The sequence below is a fragment of the Williamsia sp. Y712 genome (assembly GCF_059445525.1).
In genome coordinates, this window is sequence record NZ_JCAIUN010000004.1 from 75,328 (window position 1) to 90,094 (window position 14,767).

Genomic DNA, 14,767 nt, shown 5'->3' on the forward strand with positions numbered 1-14,767 from the left:
AAACCTTTTGGGCGTCTCGACAATTCGCCTCGACTCTACGGACTTCGGCGCATGTTCGCCGCGCCGGCGTCCAACATCAACAACGAAGTCACATCCCCTCGGGTTCCCGTTCGGTACGCGGGTCAGATGTCTTGCGTCATGACCGATCGCCCCGAGTGATGACCACTGGCCGCAAGATGTCCGCGGATGGCCTGCCGACCCCGGTGGATGCGGCTGCGGACCGTGCCGAGCTTGACCCCCAGCGTCGCGGCGATCTCCTCGTACGACAAACCTTCGATGTCACACAGGACCACTGCGGCGCGGAACTCCGGTGCCAGGGAATCGAGCGCGCTCTGCAGATCCGGATCGAGATTGGCGTCGTTGTAGATCTGCTCGGGATCCGGATCGCTGCCCGGTACCCGGTCGTAGTCCTCGGGAAGTGCTTCCATCCGGATCTTGTTCCGGCGCCGGACCATGTCCAGGAACAGGTTGGTGGTGATGCGGTGCAACCAGCCCTCGAAGGTGCCTGCCTTGTAGCTCGAGAGCGACCGGAAGACCCTGATGAAGGTCTCCTGGGTCAGATCCTCGGCGTCATGCTGATTGCCGGAGAGTCGGTAGGCCAATCGATAGACCCGGTCGGCGTGTTCACGGACCAGCTCATCCCAGGCCGGCATCAGGGTGGCGTCGCCGGTGGCATCGAAACGCGCCGTCCCAGTCGGTTGGTCTGTCGAAGAATCGTTGGTGTCGAGCACAGTAAGAGTCCCGTTACCGTCTTTGCGGTTGGTCTCTGTCACGATCTGATCAACTCTCCTCCCGGGACCGGTCGACTGCTCCGGTCAATTGCTACACGCACTAGATCGTCAAGAATTGTTACCGAAGGCAACGCCGGCACCGGGCCGGTTGTTCCCCTATGACCCTGTCCGACCGGGGTGTGTACGCACTATGAGCGGCCTGAGCGTTCCCTGAGAGTCCGTGCGCTGCGCAGCAGACTTCCGATACCGCTGCTCAGCGCGCCTAGGCGGCCATTTCCGCGGGCAGCGCTAACCTCAGATCTGTGTCCGATGAGAGCCAGTCCGCCAACACCGATTCCCCGCCGCCTGTCATCGACCCAGCAGTGTTGAGCAGCTACGCGGAGGCCGCGATCGTCGAAGACGAGGCCCTGCGGCTGGCGCGCGAGCGTTCCGACGAACTCGGAGCCCCGTCCATCACCCCGGCTGTGGGTGCCGCACTGTCACTGTTGGCCCGATTGGTCAACGCAAAGGCCGTGGTCGAGGTCGGTACCGGCGCCGGGATCAGCGGACTGTGGCTCCTCAACGGCATGCGCACCGACGGCGTGCTGACCACCATCGATTCCGAAGGTGAGTACCACCGCGCCGCCAAACTGGCGTTCAACACGGCCGGTATCAGCCCCGGCCGCACCCGCCTCATCAACGGACGGGCCGCAGAGGTCCTCCCCCGACTCGCCGACGGCGGCTATGACCTGGTGTTCATCGACGGCGCCGTCACCGACCAACCACGTTTTGTGGCCGAAGGCCTACGACTGCTGCGCGGTGGCGGTGTTCTGGTCGTCCACAACGCCTCTGCCGACGGAACCGTCGCCGACCCGGCCACGTCCGATCAGGCTGCAGTCGCGGCGCGCGAAGCCGCAATGCTCATCGCCGACGACGACTCCCTGCTGCCGGTGGTGATCCCTCTGGGCCGCGGACTGCTCGCAGCGGCAAAGGTCCCCGCGGCCGACTAACCGATTCCCCCACCTGAACGCTCCACCTTTGCGAGGACGCTCCACATATTTCCGGAGCGTCCTCGTACACGTGGAGCGTTTGGTCAGGTACTGGGCGTCATCGCGGTGAGTTCGGGGTACTTCGGTGCGATCGTGTCGCCCGTGGACACGCCCAGTAGCCGGCGGCCCACCCACGGCATCGCATGCTCCACCGTCCACTGCCGACTGTCCCGACGACGCTGCGTCGGCGAGATCTGTTGCGGCGGACCGAGTTCCACCGGAACCAGATCGTGTTCGATGCCGAGCGCATCGAGCACCTCGATGGCCATGTACACGTGCCCGGCAGTCGACATGTGCATCCGGTCGAATTCCCACATCCCGCGTTCGCGGAACACCCGCATCCGCCAGAAGTCGACCAGCGTGAGGTTGCGCCGCTCGACCACTTCACGCAGGAGTTCGTTGTAGACCGCAAATCGACCGCGCAGGGCCCCGAACACCGGTTTACCGCCGGTGTCGTGAACGGTGAAGGTGACCACCTTGGCGCCGGAATCCTGCAACCGGCCGATCGCGGCGTCGTAGTCCTCCATGAGGGTGTCGATGTCGGCGTTCGGCCGCAACAGGTCGCTGGCACCGGCACTGATGGCCACCAGATCCGGCTTCATCTCGAGGGCCGGGCCCAGTTGCTCCGACACGATTGCCGACATCAGCCGGCCGCGGATCGCCAGGTTCGCGTACCGGAAGTCGGGATCGGCGCGGGCCATCACCTCGGCCACCCGATCGGCCCAGCCCCGCACCCCGTTCGGGCAGCGGGGCTCGACGTCACCTACACCCTCGACAAACGAATCACCGAGGGCGACAAAGCGTTTGAATGATGGTGAGGCGACGACGTCAGACATCTGTCGAGAACCTGATTCCACCATCGGGGAGCTTCACACCTGGCCAGACACGCGCTCCACGAAGCAGTTCACATCGGGCCCCGATGTCGGCACCGTCCCCGATCACGCCGTCCCGGATCAGGGCACGTGGTCCGACCCGGACACCGAAACCGATGATCGACCGCTCGATCACCGCGCCCGCCTCGATCACGGCACCATCGAAGATGACGGCGCCGTCCAGGCGTGCGCCGGCACCGATCTCCGCGCCACGGCCGACCACCGTGCCACCGATGAGCAGCGCCCCCGGCGCCACACCGGCACCCTCGTGGACCAGGTACTCACCGCGAGGTCCGCTCAGCGCCGGTGACGGTGCGATACCGCGCACCAGGTCGGCACTGCCACGGACGAAATCCTCGGGTGTGCCCATGTCGCGCCAGTAGCCGGAGTCGACGTAGCTCTGCACGTGCGCGCCGTCAGCGAGCAGTCCGGGAAAGACCTCACGTTCCACCGAGACCGGACGGTCGGCGGGGATCTTTTCGATCACCGAACGGTTGAAGACGTAACAGCCGGCATTGATCTGATCGGTTGGCGGATCCTGCGTCTTCTCGAGGAACGCCGTGACCCGTCCGGTCTCGTCGGTGGGCACGCAACCGAATGCCCGTGGATCCCCGACCCGCACCAGATGCAGCGTCACCTCGGCACCGGAGGTCCGATGGGTGTCGATGATGGAGCGGACATCGGTGCCACAGAGGACGTCACCGTTGAACACCAGGATCGTCTTGGCGGTCAGGTGCCCGAGCACATTGCGGATGCCGCCACCGGTACCCATCGGTTCGGACTCGTGCACGTAGGTGATCGACAGGCCCATCTTCGACCCGTCACCGAAATGCTGTTCGAAAACCTCGGATTTGAAGGAGGTTCCCAAGACGACCTGCTTGATCCCCGCGGCCTTGATCCGGGCCAGCAGGTGGGTCAGAAAAGGCACACCCGCCGTCGGCAACATCGGCTTTGGCGCCGACAGCGTCAACGGACGCAGTCGAGTTCCCTTGCCGCCGACCAAGATAACGGCCTGGACATCATCTGTCGGGGCGTCGGAAGCCGGGGATGTCACACCATCATCGAGGGTCACTTTGCGCCTTTCGTCGAACTGTCGATCGTTGAGTTGTTTGATGAATCTTCGCGGCGGGCAGCACGTTTGGCCGCTGCTACCACCACTGCGGACCGCGCGGTGAGTCCCGCACGCAGGGCAAGCCGGAGGGGCGCCTGCCACCAATGCGGGTGCCGATCGGCCTGAAACCGATATGCGCTGCGATGGTGCGCAGGCAACATTTTTCCTGGATCACGTCCAGCCGCATGGCCTTTCGTGTGCAAGACCTCCGCGTCGGGCACAAAGACGTTGAGCCAGCCGGCCCGGCCGAGCCGGTCCCCGAGGTCGACATCCTCCATGTACATGAAGTAGCGGGAGTCGAAACCGTCGATGGAGTCGAAGGCATCGCGTCGCACCAGCAGGCACGACCCGGACAGCCACCCCACGGCGCGTTCGGACACATCGACGGCATCCTGCCGGTACGCCGCGGTCCAGGGGTTGGACTTCCATACCGTCCCCAGGATCGCGTGTCCGGTTCCGGAGACCAGGTTCGGAACCCGCCGCGCCGACGGATAGATGGTCCCGTCGGGTTCGCGGATCAGGGGTCCCAGAGCACCGGCCCGTGGCCAGCGGTCGGCTGCGGCCAGCAACCGGTCGATCGAACCCGGCGCCCACTCGACGTCCGGGTTGGCCACGATCACGTATTCGATGCCAGGATCCACCTCGGCAACCGCCCGATTCACCGCGCCGCCGTAACCGATGTTGCCACCGGTGTGCAACAACGAGACGTGGTCGTATTTCTGTGCAGCCAGCTCGGGGGCACCATCGTCAGAACCGTTGTCCGCCATGATCACCGCCGGTGTCCCGGTCATCGCGTCATCGAGCGTCTCGATGAATCGGGCCAGGTAGTCACCGGACGAATACGTCACGGTCACCACAGCGACACGGTCGGAAACCTGCTCATCACTCACCGCCACAGGGTAGCCGGATACCGCGACGTCCCCTCCCATCACGCCCCCACTGCCGATCAAGCGCTGACCGCGGCGGCCAGCGCCGAACGCCAGTCCCGCAGCGGGGTCAATCCGGCTTTCTGCCACGACTGACCGGACAAGACCGAATACGCCGGACGCGGCGCCGGACGGGGGAAGGCGTCTGATGTGGTGGGCAGCACCCGGGCCGGGTCCGCACCGACCTCGGCGAAGACGGCCTGCGCGAGGTCGAACCAGCTGCAACTCCCGGCATTCGTGGCGTGCAGGATTGTTCCGGTCGCCGGTGAACCACCTGCGCAGATGTCGGCAGCGAGTTGCAGCAGGCCATCGGCCAGATCGGCCGCGTATGTCGGCGATCCCACCTGATCGGTGACCACCGACACGGTGTCGCGTTCGCCCTCGAGGCGGCGCATGGTTGCGACGAAGTCATTGCAGCCGGGCGCACCGGTGTAGACCCACGCCGTACGGACCACCGTCGCCGACGGGTCACCGGCGCGGACCGCGACCTCGCCTGCCAGCTTGGTCTCGCCGTAGACCGACTTCGGGCCGGTCGGATCATCCGGTTCCATCGGGCGATCGGCCACACCGGTGAAGACGTAGTCGGTCGAGATGTGGATCAGGTGCGCGCCGGTGTATGCGGTCAGTGCTGCCAGGTTGGCGGGTCCGGTGACGTTGATCGCGTAGGCGCGGTCCCGGTCCGTCTCCGCCGCGTCCACCGCGGTGTAGGCCGCGCAATTGATGATCACGTCGGCCGGTCCGAGTCCGCCGAGCACCGAATCCACTGCCACCGGGTCCGTGATGTCCAGATCGGCCGAGGTCAGAGGCCGCACTACCTCGCCCCCTTGAACACGTAGCCGACTGCCCAACTGACCGCCGGCACCGGTCACGACCACAGATCCCAATTGCCTTTGCATACAGACCATCATGTCCGGTTCGGTCGGCCTCCGCGCATCGAGGCCCGATTCGCCAACGTGAACAACATCATCACGGGCGCGCCGGAGCAGCTCCGGCGACGCCGCGAGAATCGCACGTAGCATTGCCACCAGTCCGTCCCCGGTGCACCGCACATCGCGCCCGGAGACCCTTGCCAGTACCTGCCAGAGCCAGCACACAGAGATAGGAGCGCCGCCCGCCGTGGACCGTCCCTCTTCGGATCGACCGTCGGGTGAGCGTCGCAGCGGATCACCCCGCGAGGGTCGCCTACCGCGCTCCTCCTCGGGCGAACCCACTCCGCCGGGTGCACGCCGCCGGGCATCGCCGGACGATCCCCGCGCCGCGGTACCTGCCGAGCAGCGGCAGCCACGGCGTCGCCGGGACGATGCCGAACGCGTTCGCCGCCCGTCGCGACCGCAAGCAGGCGATCCACCACCGAAAACCCGCCGCAGCGACCGGCCCGCACCCGAAGGTCGGCCGAAGAAGGCGGTTCCCCTTGCCTCGGCCACCTCGACAACAGGTGAAGCCGCCGACAACAAGAAGTCCACTCGTTCCATCACCCGGATCGCGGTGGCCGTGGTCTCGGTCGCCGTCATGGTCGCGACCGGTTACGCCTGGAACCAGATGACCGACCTCGAGAACAGCATCACCAAGCTGGACGGCCTGAGCCTGGGCAGCGGCAAGGACGGCGCCGTCGACATCTTGATGGTCGGTACCGACTCACGCACCGACGCGCAGGGCAACCCGCTCTCGGAGAAGGAACTGGCCCAGCTGCACTCCGCAGACGATGTGGGCACCAACACCGACACGATCCTGCTCATCCGCATCCCCAACGACGGATCCTCGGCCACCGCGATCTCGATTCCACGGGACTCGTACGTCGATGTCCCCGGGGTCGGGATGAACAAGATCAACTCCGCATACGGCACGGCCAAAGAGGAGCGCCGCCGCGAGCTGGTCAACGACGGCATGGACCTCGACGATGCAGACAAGAAGTCCGTGGAGTCCGGACGCGACGCACTCATCGACACCGTCACCGAGCTCACCGGTGTCGAGGTCGACCACTACGCCGAAGTCGGCCTCCTGGGGTTCGTCCTGCTCACCAATGCGGTCGGTGGAGTCGACGTCTGCCTGAAGGCGGCGGTTTCCGAACCGTTCTCGGGTGCCGATTTCCCGGCCGGAGCGCAGACCCTGGACGGATCCGAAGCGCTGAGCTTCGTCCGTCAGCGCCACGACCTGCCGCGGGGTGATCTCGACCGCATCGTCCGTCAGCAGGTCTTCATGGCCTCACTGGCACAGAAAGTCCTCTCGGCCGGCACCCTGTCGAGCCCCGGCAAGCTGTCCGATCTACAGAACGCGGTGTCGCGGTCCATCGTGATCGACGAGAACTGGGACGTCATCAAGTTCGTCGAGCAGCTCAAGGACCTGTCCGGTGGCCGGGTCCAGTTCGCGACCATTCCCGTGGTGACCGAACAGGGCTGGAGCGACGACGGCCTGCAGAGCGTGGTCGAGGTCGATCCGGCCGCCGTCAAGTCCTTCACCGCAGGATTACTCGGCGAAAAGGATGCCTCCGGCAAGACCGCGTTCGTGGCCGCCGACTACACCGTCGACGTGATCAACACCGGCACGGTCGACGGACTGGCCACGAATGTGTCGCGAATCGTTGCGGGCAAGGGATACCTCCCCGGCGAAACAGACAACGACCTCAACGACACCGTCGACAGCCAGGTGCTTGCCGCGGCCACCGACGATCCGGGCGCGAAGGCCGTGGCCAAAGACCTCGGCGGACTGCCGATCATCGCGGATCCGTCGCTGCCCCCGAACACGGTTCGGGTCCTACTGACCGACAGCTACACCGGGCCGGGTTCGATCAATGATTCCGGTCCACAGGACAGCCAGGATTCTGCTGGTGACACCGCACCCCCCGCTCCACCCGCCCCTCGAATCACTGCCGGTGGAACCGGCCCGGAGTGTGTCAATTGATCACCCTTGCAGACGCCGCGCTCGATCCGGCGCTGACCAGAGACGGCACCCAACCGCTCCTGACGTACTACAACGACGCCACCGGTGAGCGGACCGAACTATCAGGTCTGACCGCTGCCAACTGGGCTGCCAAGACCGCCAACATGATTCGCGACGAGTTCGGGTTGATGCCGGGCGATGTCGTGGCTGTCGATCTGCCTGCACACTGGCAGACCGCGGGGGTCCTGCTCGGCGCGTGGTGGGCCGGAATGCATGTGCGCCTGGGTTACACCGACGATGCCGCACTGGCCTTCTGCTCGATGGACACACTCGGCGTGATGGAACAGGCGCCCGAGATAGCGGTGGTCTCGCTCGACCCGTTCGGTATGCCGATGCGGGATCTGCCGATCGGTCTGACCGACTATGCGGCGTCCGTGCGGGTGCACGGGGACCAATTTCGTCCGAGTGGGTCCGCCGATCTGGCGCTCGACGGTCGAACCGTCACACAGATCGTCTCCGCGGCCACCGCTGCCGCCGACGAGGCCGGGATCGTGGCGGGTTCACGGGTCATGTCCACGAGTACCTGGGACACCGCCGAACGCCTGATCGGCAACCTGCTGACGCCCCTGATCGCCGGCGGTTCACTGGTGCAGGTGGCCCATCCAGATGACAGCAAACTGGCCGCGCGGGCCACCACGGAGAAAGTCACCGCGACCCTGCCCTGAGATGACCCGGTACGGCTCAGAACAGCGTGGGCTGAGGCTCTTTGACCGGAGTATGCGTTGGCAACGCTCCACGGAGGGGGTTCTGGCCGACGTCGTCGGAGTCATCGCCGGGGGTACCGGCGAGCCCGTGCTTCTCGATCAGCGGCGTTGTACGGTCGCGTAACCACCGCTGGTATTCCGGTGCCGTGTAGGCCCCGCGTCCATAAATCTGACGGTAGCTCTTCATCAATGCCGGATGGTTCTCCCCGAGCCACGTCAGATACCAGTTCCGGGTGGGGCCACGTAGATGCATCGGAAACGCGGTCACCGAGGTGGCGCCTGCGGCCGCCAGCGCACCGAACAACTCGTCGAGTGCCCCGCGAGAATCGGTGAGCTGCGGCAGAATTGGTGCCGCCATCACATGACAGTCCAATCCGGCGTCCCGCACTGCGGTGATCAGATCCAGTCGCGCGCGGGCCGATGGGGCACCGGGCTCCACCTGCTCACGCAGATCTTCGTCGAGAAGCGCCAACGAGATCCCGATCGACACCGGAACCTGCTGCGAGGCAAGCGACAACAGCGGAAGGTCGCGGCGCAACAACGTCCCCTTGGTGAGGATCGACATCGGTGTGCCGGAATCGGCCAGCGCGCCGATGATCCCCGGCATCAGCCGATAACGCCCTTCTGCCCGGTGGTACGGATCGGAGTTGCTGCCGAGTGCCACCGGTTCACGCTTCCAGCTCCTGCGCGACAACTCTTTTCGCAACACCGCGGCCACGTTCATCTTCACGACGATCTGGGTGTCGAAGTCGCGTCCGGCGTCGAGGTCGAGGTATTCGTGTGTTCCGCGGGCAAAGCAGTACACGCACTGGTGCAGGCATCCACGCATCGGATTGATGGTCCACCGAAACGGCACCTGCGACGCCTCGGGCACCTTGTTGAGCGCACTCTTGCAAAGGACCTCGTGGAAGGTCACGCCGTCGAAGTCAGGTGTCCGTACCGATCGGACGAGACCGGCCCGCTCCAGCCCGGGTAGGGCCGGAGCGGCCGAGTCCTCACCCGCGTCGGGTTCGGCGTCGAGGAGTTGCCCGTCCCATCGCATGTGACCAGTCGAACATCCGTTCTATTCGATGTCAAGTCCACGGCACCGAAGCGGCCAGTTCTCCCAAAACGCCGAAAGTGCGCCGCAACACCCAGATGTCACAGTGCGGCAGCCGGATCCGCCCGCAATGCCTGCCGAGCCGGGAGCGCCGCCGCGAGCAGACCGGCCAGACCGCCGACCACCACGATCCCTGTCAGTACGCCCCATGGCATGTCCGGCGCGGCAAACCGATCGGTGCCGAGTACCGCGGCTGCGCCGGTGAGGCCGTATGTGATTCCCAGCAGCACGCCCATTGCCGAGGCCACCGCGGCGATGGTCGCCGCTTCACACAGCAACATGGCCGCGACCCCGCGACGACTCACACCGATCACCCGCAGCAGCGCATTCTCGCGTCGCCGTTCGATCACCGACAGCGCCATCGTGTTCCCCACCCCGATCAAGGCGACAACCACCGCGACAGCCAGCAGCGCCAGCACGATTCGCAGTACCAGTGCGACGACGTCATCGAGCTGCTGCCGGATCTCGACGCCGCCGGAGAAGGTCGCATCGGGTGTGGCGGAGGCGAGCAGTTCACGTAATTCGGTGAGTGTCTCGCCACTGTCGGCACGCGAAGTCGTGAGCCGGATCGCCACACCGGTCGGTACGGGCGACGCCGACGCCCCGACCACGGCCCGATCGGCGAATGAGCCGCTGTCTCCCTCGATCACCGTCAACGTCGTCGTCACGCCGCCCGAACCCACCGAGACCCGTTGTCCGACCTCGACTCCCGCGAGCAGCCGATCCTCGTCGGTCAGTGCCAGCTCCGATGACGTCGGCGCCCGGCCGCTGCGCATCAGGTTCTGCAGGTCGACCGTATCGACCACTCCCACCGTCAGCGGTACCCCGTCAACGGCAATGTCCGTGCGGGTCACCGCGACTGCGTCCGAGACTCCCCTGCTGTGCCCGATGGCCTCGGCGAGATGGTCGGGCAGCGGCGAACCGGAGGACACCAGCACGTCGACCGGGTACATGTCGGAGATGAGTTCAGTGGCACTCGACCGGACCGTTTGGGCGCCGATGACCATCATCGTGGTCAAGGTGATCCCGATGATCAGAGCCGAGCAGGTTGCCGCTGTTCGGCGGGGTGACCTTCCGGCATTGTCGGCCGCGAGTTCGGCGATCGGTCCGGCCGCGGTGCGGCGCAGCACTCCTGCGCCTGCGGTGCCGACACCCCGGATCAGGGGCGGGAACAGGACGACGCCGGCCTGCATCAGTGCGAGAAAGGTCATGGCGCCACCGAATCCGGCCACCACTCCCGAACCGAGGGCCAGGCCGAGCACCAGAGCCACCGCGCCGGACACCCCGAGTGCCCCTGCGCACCACAGGCGGACAACTGGGCGGTGACCACGTCCGGTGCCCTCGTCACCGGTGGCGAACGCGGCCAGCGGCGAGACCCTGGTGGCCGTCCGGGCCGGTACGGTCGCGGCCACCAGCGTCATCACGACCCCGAGCAAGATCGGCACCACAACCGCCGTTGCCGGGATCGAGAGATCGGTCAGCGGTACCTCGGCGCCCGTCATCCGTACCACGGCAGTCGCCGTCGCCACCCCGCCGATACCCAGGACCACCCCGATCACCGCGGCGACCAGGCTCAGGATCAGGGCTTCCAGACGAACCGCGGAACGTACCTGCGACACCTCGGCACCGATGCAGCGCAACAACGCCAACTCCCGGGTGCGCGAAGACACCAGCACCGCAAAGGTATTCGAGATGACCAGGCACGAGACCAGCGCGGTGATGGCGGCAAACGACAACAGCACGGTTCCCAACAGGTCGTTCTCTCCGGTGTATCGGGCGACCACCTTGTCGGCCGCCTCGATTCCGGTCACGACCTCGGTTCCCGGTACCGACGCGACCTGTGCCCGGATCGCGTCGAGAACTGCCATCGGATCAGCAGAACGATCGAACCTGGTCCGGATGATCACGTCCTCCCCGCGTTCGGATGCGCGCCCCGCAGCGACCGCCGACACCGCTTCCGGGGACGCAAAGAGCTGGGCCGAACCGGCCGCGGGCCCATCGGACTCCAGCAATCCCACCACCGTCATCTCGGTGGCGGCGCGATCGGTTGCGGTGTCCATGTCGGGTCGGACGAACAGCTGTTGTCCGACAGCAAAATTGGAGCCTGCCTGGGCGACCACCTGTCCCGGACCGTCCGGGAGGACACCGGTCGACAACTGCTGCCAACGAAGACCGTCATCTTTCGACATCGCGCCGAGACGAACCTGGTTGTACGACTTGCCACCGCTGGTCACACTCACCAGCCTGTTGCTGTCGACGGCCACGGCATCGACACCTCCGATCGCGGCGACCTGCTGACCGGTGCGGTCGGCGAACTCGCCGGGCACCACCACCACAGCGTCGGTTCCAGCGAACTGACCGGCCACCGCATCACGCATCGAGGCCGTCGACGTGGCGGTCAGGGTCAATGTCGCGGCCACGAATGCGACCGAAATGGCCACCGCAAGTGCGGAGGCGACATACCTGCCCTTGTACGCGCGTAGCTGCGCCCAGGCGAAGCCCCTCATCGCGGCCCACCAACCGTACGCACAGCGGCAGGACCGAGACGAAGCATCGATTCGAGCACCGAATCCGCTGTTGGCGATTCGATTCGATCAACCAATCGCCCATCTGCCATCACCAGGACCTGATCGCAGTAACTCGCGGCAACCGGGTCGTGGGTCACCATGACAATGGTTTGTCCGCCGCGCCTGCTGCTCTCGCGCAGCAGGGACAGCACCTGCGCGCCCGAGGTGCTGTCGAGATTACCGGTGGGTTCATCGGCCAGGACAAGCCTGGGCCTGCCAAGCAACGCCCGGGCGATCGCGACGCGTTGCTGCTGTCCGCCGGAGAGTTCACCCGGCTTGTGATCGAGGCGATCGGCGATTCCGAGCGCGTCGACGAGCTCATCGAACCAGGCCTGATCGGGGACACGACGATCCAGGGTCAGCGGCAGAACAACGTTGGCCCGCGCGGTCAGCGCCGGCAACAGATTGAAGGCCTGGAACACGAACCCCAGCTCTCGCCGCCGCAACCGCGTGCGCTCGGAGTCGTTGCAACGTCCCAGATCCACCTCGCCGATCCGCACCGTTCCCGAGGTCGGGGTGTCGAGTCCGGCCAGGCAATGCATGAGGGTCGACTTTCCCGAACCAGACGGCCCCATGATCGCCGTGAACTTCCCCGACGGCACATCCATACTCACATCGCGCAGCGCGTGCACCTCCGCACTGCCCTCACCGTACGACTTGTGCACACCTATCGCCCGCGCGGCGACTGCTTCTGGCATTGCCCTACCTCCCGTTGACCCGCAGAATCAAATGACCTGCCGGACAAACGTATTGCCGGGTGTTGTCACCGGTCATCGGCGTGCAGGAGGACGCGTGGGCCAGACCAGGCATCAGACCGTGGTCTGATGTCGGGCATCTGGCGAGGCTATGCGTGCAGCCGAAGAATGTCGTCGATGCCGACCATGCCGGTCCGGAACGCGAACAGCACCACCTGAACCCGGTCGCGAGATCCGGTCTTCGCGAGGATCCTGCCGATGTGCGTTTTCACCGTCGCCAGGGAGAGGTGGAAGTCAGCGGCGATCTCACTGTTCGTCTTACCGATCGCAATCGCCTGCAGGACTTCGGTTTCGCGCGGGGTCAAAGCATCGATCAGAGATGCAGGCACCGGCCGTGATGTCCACTGCGGACCCGGGTCCGACCGCCCGGATACGGTTCCGGCCACATGTGCGAGCAGACGCCGCGTCGAGCGGGGCGCGATAACGGCGTCACCGGCGTGCACGGTCCGGATCGCCGCGAGTAATTCTTCGGGCTGAGCATCCTTGAGCAGGAATCCACTGGCACCGGCGGCGATTGCCGCAAAGAGGTACTCGTCGGTGTCGAAGGTGGTGAGAATCAGGACCTTCGGGGTTTCGCTGCCGGACTCCAGGATCTGCCGGGTCGCCGAGATTCCGTCGACACCGGGCATCTGGACATCCATCAGCAGGACGTCGGCGTCGCATTCGGTCAGCCGGGCAAGGGATTCGGCTCCGTCGCCGGCCTCCAACACCACCGCCATATCGGGCTGTGAGTTGATCACCATGCCAAACCCTGCCCGCACGAGCGCCTGGTCGTCGACGAGCCCGACCCGGATCGGTTCGGTCATCGGGACTCGCCCACCGGTAGAATCGCGCGCACCTGATGGCCTGCGTCATCCGCGCGGTTGCCGACCTGCAGCGAACCACCGTGCAATTCGGCTCGTTCCCGCATCCCAAGCACGCCCTTGCCGCCACTGTCGACGACGGCCTCTCCACTCCCCCGGCCGTCATCTTTCACCGTGATCGTCAATACTTCATCTCCCCAGCGCAATTCGATGTCCGCCCCGGCTTGGTCGCCGGCGTGCTTGAGAATGTTGGTCAGGGATTCCTGCACGATTCGATACGCGGTCAGCCCGCACCCCACCGACACGTCCCGGGGTTCTCCGACCGTTCGGTACCGGACCGGCAACCCGCCCGACCGGACTGTTGCCACCAGGTCCGGGAGATCGGCGATACCCGGGACCGCACGGATCTCCCGCGGGCCGTCATCCCGCAGAACCCCGAGCAGCGCCCGCATATCCGACAGCGCCTGCCTGCCATTGTCGGCGATCGTCGCGAGCACCTTGATCGCCACGTCCGGATCCTGCTGTGCCGCATAGCGTCCGCCATCAGCCTGTGCGATGACAACGGTCAGGGTGTGGGCGATGATGTCGTGCATCTCCCGGGCGATGCGGGTTCGTTCACCGACCGCGGCGAGTTCGGCCTCCTGGGCACGCTCGAGTTCGAGCAGCCGCGCTCGTTCCCGCAACGTCGCGACCTCACGAATCCGCGTCCGCCGCAGCATTCCGACCGCCCATACGCCGGCGGAGAACGCGGCCAACAATGCGGCGTCGACCAGACTGTAATTGAAAGCCGGCGCTTCTCTTGCAGCCGTGAAGAACCGGCCCGAAGCCGCCACACCACCGCATATCCCGAGAACCAACGCGGCGCGTGTACCCCGGACCGAACCATAGGCGGCCATCGAATACAGACCGATCGAAGCGGCCGAACCGACGGCCGGGCTCAGGTTCTGGTCGACGGCAACGTGGACCAGCGCGACGCCTGCGATGACCACCCCGGCGACATCGGGGCGCGTCCGGCGAAATGCCAGTGCGATGCAGGCGACAGAACCCAGCAGGATTCGCCACGCGACCCGATCGCCCATCTCTTCCCACAGCTCGGGAACGACGGTCAGGAGCGCGATGGCCCCGGCCAGCAGGGAATCGAGCAGGAGTCGTCGTGGCTCGGCAAACCTGTTCCAGCGCTCGAGTATCCGCTGGGTGCTCACCTCGCCCAATCTAGTGCCCACCCGCGGACTGT

13 protein-coding genes are annotated in these 14,767 nt (G+C 65.9%); 3 read left to right on the forward strand and 10 right to left on the reverse strand.

The window, feature by feature from the left end; translation table 11 throughout:
• Window positions 1-122 precede the first annotated feature (122 nt).
• Window positions 123-731, reverse strand: a complete 609-nt coding sequence (gene sigE, locus AC1D75_RS23545; RefSeq protein ID WP_495518393.1) for an RNA polymerase sigma factor SigE — start codon at window positions 729-731, stop codon at window positions 123-125.
• 302 nt (window positions 732-1,033) lie between these two features.
• Between sigE and AC1D75_RS23550 the strand changes: the two genes are divergently transcribed.
• A complete protein-coding gene (locus tag AC1D75_RS23550; protein WP_495517765.1) occupies window positions 1,034-1,720 on the forward strand; it encodes an O-methyltransferase in 687 nt (228 codons plus the stop codon).
• A gap of 83 nt (window positions 1,721-1,803) precedes the next feature.
• On the opposite strand, the gene AC1D75_RS23555 is transcribed toward AC1D75_RS23550, so the two are convergent.
• From AC1D75_RS23555 to rfbD, 4 genes are read right to left on the reverse strand one after another with little or no spacing between them, the layout of a single operon-like run.
• On the reverse strand, window positions 1,804-2,595 hold the full coding sequence (locus AC1D75_RS23555) for an SGNH/GDSL hydrolase family protein (RefSeq protein ID WP_495517766.1): 792 nt from the start codon (window positions 2,593-2,595) through the stop codon (window positions 1,804-1,806).
• Window positions 2,588-3,703 (reverse strand): mannose-1-phosphate guanylyltransferase, encoded by a 1,116-nt coding sequence (gene manB / locus AC1D75_RS23560; protein WP_495517767.1) that lies wholly within the window; start codon window positions 3,701-3,703, stop codon window positions 2,588-2,590. Before manB ends, AC1D75_RS23555 begins: the two co-directional genes overlap by 8 nt.
• On the reverse strand, window positions 3,700-4,671 hold the full coding sequence (locus tag AC1D75_RS23565) for a glycosyltransferase family 2 protein (RefSeq protein WP_495517768.1): 972 nt from the start codon (window positions 4,669-4,671) through the stop codon (window positions 3,700-3,702). The genes manB and AC1D75_RS23565 overlap by 4 nt, the downstream gene beginning before the upstream one ends.
• A 17-nt stretch (window positions 4,672-4,688) precedes the next feature.
• Entirely contained in the window at window positions 4,689-5,564 is an 876-nt protein-coding gene (rfbD, locus tag AC1D75_RS23570; protein ID WP_495518394.1) for a dTDP-4-dehydrorhamnose reductase, read from the reverse strand.
• 220 nt (window positions 5,565-5,784) lie between these two features.
• Between rfbD and AC1D75_RS23575 the strand changes: the two genes are divergently transcribed.
• Both AC1D75_RS23575 and AC1D75_RS23580 read left to right on the forward strand, forming a co-directional pair.
• Window positions 5,785-7,566 carry an LCP family protein gene (locus AC1D75_RS23575; protein ID WP_495517769.1) on the forward strand — a complete coding sequence of 594 codons (1,782 nt, stop codon included), beginning with the start codon at window positions 5,785-5,787 and terminating at the stop codon, window positions 7,564-7,566.
• A complete protein-coding gene (locus AC1D75_RS23580) occupies window positions 7,563-8,270 on the forward strand; it encodes a TIGR03089 family protein (RefSeq protein WP_495517770.1) in 708 nt (235 codons plus the stop codon). The genes AC1D75_RS23575 and AC1D75_RS23580 overlap by 4 nt, the downstream gene beginning before the upstream one ends.
• Window positions 8,271-8,286: 16 nt before the next feature.
• Here AC1D75_RS23580 and AC1D75_RS23585 read toward each other — a convergent pair whose 3' ends face one another.
• The 5 genes from AC1D75_RS23585 to AC1D75_RS23605 form a co-directional block, all read right to left on the reverse strand.
• Window positions 8,287-9,351: an Rv2578c family radical SAM protein gene (locus AC1D75_RS23585; RefSeq protein ID WP_495517771.1), complete on the reverse strand. Its 1,065-nt coding sequence runs from the start codon at window positions 9,349-9,351 to the stop codon at window positions 8,287-8,289.
• A gap of 98 nt (window positions 9,352-9,449) precedes the next feature.
• Window positions 9,450-11,915: an FtsX-like permease family protein gene (locus AC1D75_RS23590; protein WP_495517772.1), complete on the reverse strand. Its 2,466-nt coding sequence runs from the start codon at window positions 11,913-11,915 to the stop codon at window positions 9,450-9,452.
• Window positions 11,912-12,673: an ABC transporter ATP-binding protein gene (locus tag AC1D75_RS23595; protein WP_495517773.1), complete on the reverse strand. Its 762-nt coding sequence runs from the start codon at window positions 12,671-12,673 to the stop codon at window positions 11,912-11,914. The genes AC1D75_RS23590 and AC1D75_RS23595 overlap by 4 nt, the downstream gene beginning before the upstream one ends.
• A 146-nt stretch (window positions 12,674-12,819) precedes the next feature.
• Window positions 12,820-13,536 (reverse strand): response regulator transcription factor, encoded by a 717-nt coding sequence (locus AC1D75_RS23600; RefSeq protein ID WP_495517774.1) that lies wholly within the window; start codon window positions 13,534-13,536, stop codon window positions 12,820-12,822.
• Complete coding sequence (locus AC1D75_RS23605) at window positions 13,533-14,735, reverse strand: sensor histidine kinase (protein ID WP_495517775.1); 1,203 nt, start codon at window positions 14,733-14,735, stop codon at window positions 13,533-13,535. The genes AC1D75_RS23600 and AC1D75_RS23605 overlap by 4 nt, the downstream gene beginning before the upstream one ends.
• Between the last annotated feature and the right edge of the window lie 32 nt (window positions 14,736-14,767).

What these genes read in the sequence shown, in the direction of transcription:
- AC1D75_RS23555 (WP_495517766.1), bottom strand. Translation starts at nt 2,595, where the DNA reads ATGTCTGACGTCGTCGCCTCACCATCATTCAAACGCTTTGTCGCCCTC.
- AC1D75_RS23565 (WP_495517768.1), bottom strand. Translation starts at nt 4,671, where the DNA reads ATGGGAGGGGACGTCGCGGTATCCGGCTACCCTGTGGCGGTGAGTGAT.
- rfbD (WP_495518394.1), bottom strand. Translation starts at nt 5,564, where the DNA reads ATGCAAAGGCAATTGGGATCTGTGGTCGTGACCGGTGCCGGCGGTCAG.
- AC1D75_RS23585 (WP_495517771.1), bottom strand. Translation starts at nt 9,351, where the DNA reads ATGCGATGGGACGGGCAACTCCTCGACGCCGAACCCGACGCGGGTGAG.
- AC1D75_RS23590 (WP_495517772.1), bottom strand. Translation starts at nt 11,915, where the DNA reads ATGAGGGGCTTCGCCTGGGCGCAGCTACGCGCGTACAAGGGCAGGTAT.
- AC1D75_RS23595 (WP_495517773.1), bottom strand. Translation starts at nt 12,673, where the DNA reads ATGCCAGAAGCAGTCGCCGCGCGGGCGATAGGTGTGCACAAGTCGTAC.
- AC1D75_RS23600 (WP_495517774.1), bottom strand. Translation starts at nt 13,536, where the DNA reads ATGACCGAACCGATCCGGGTCGGGCTCGTCGACGACCAGGCGCTCGTG.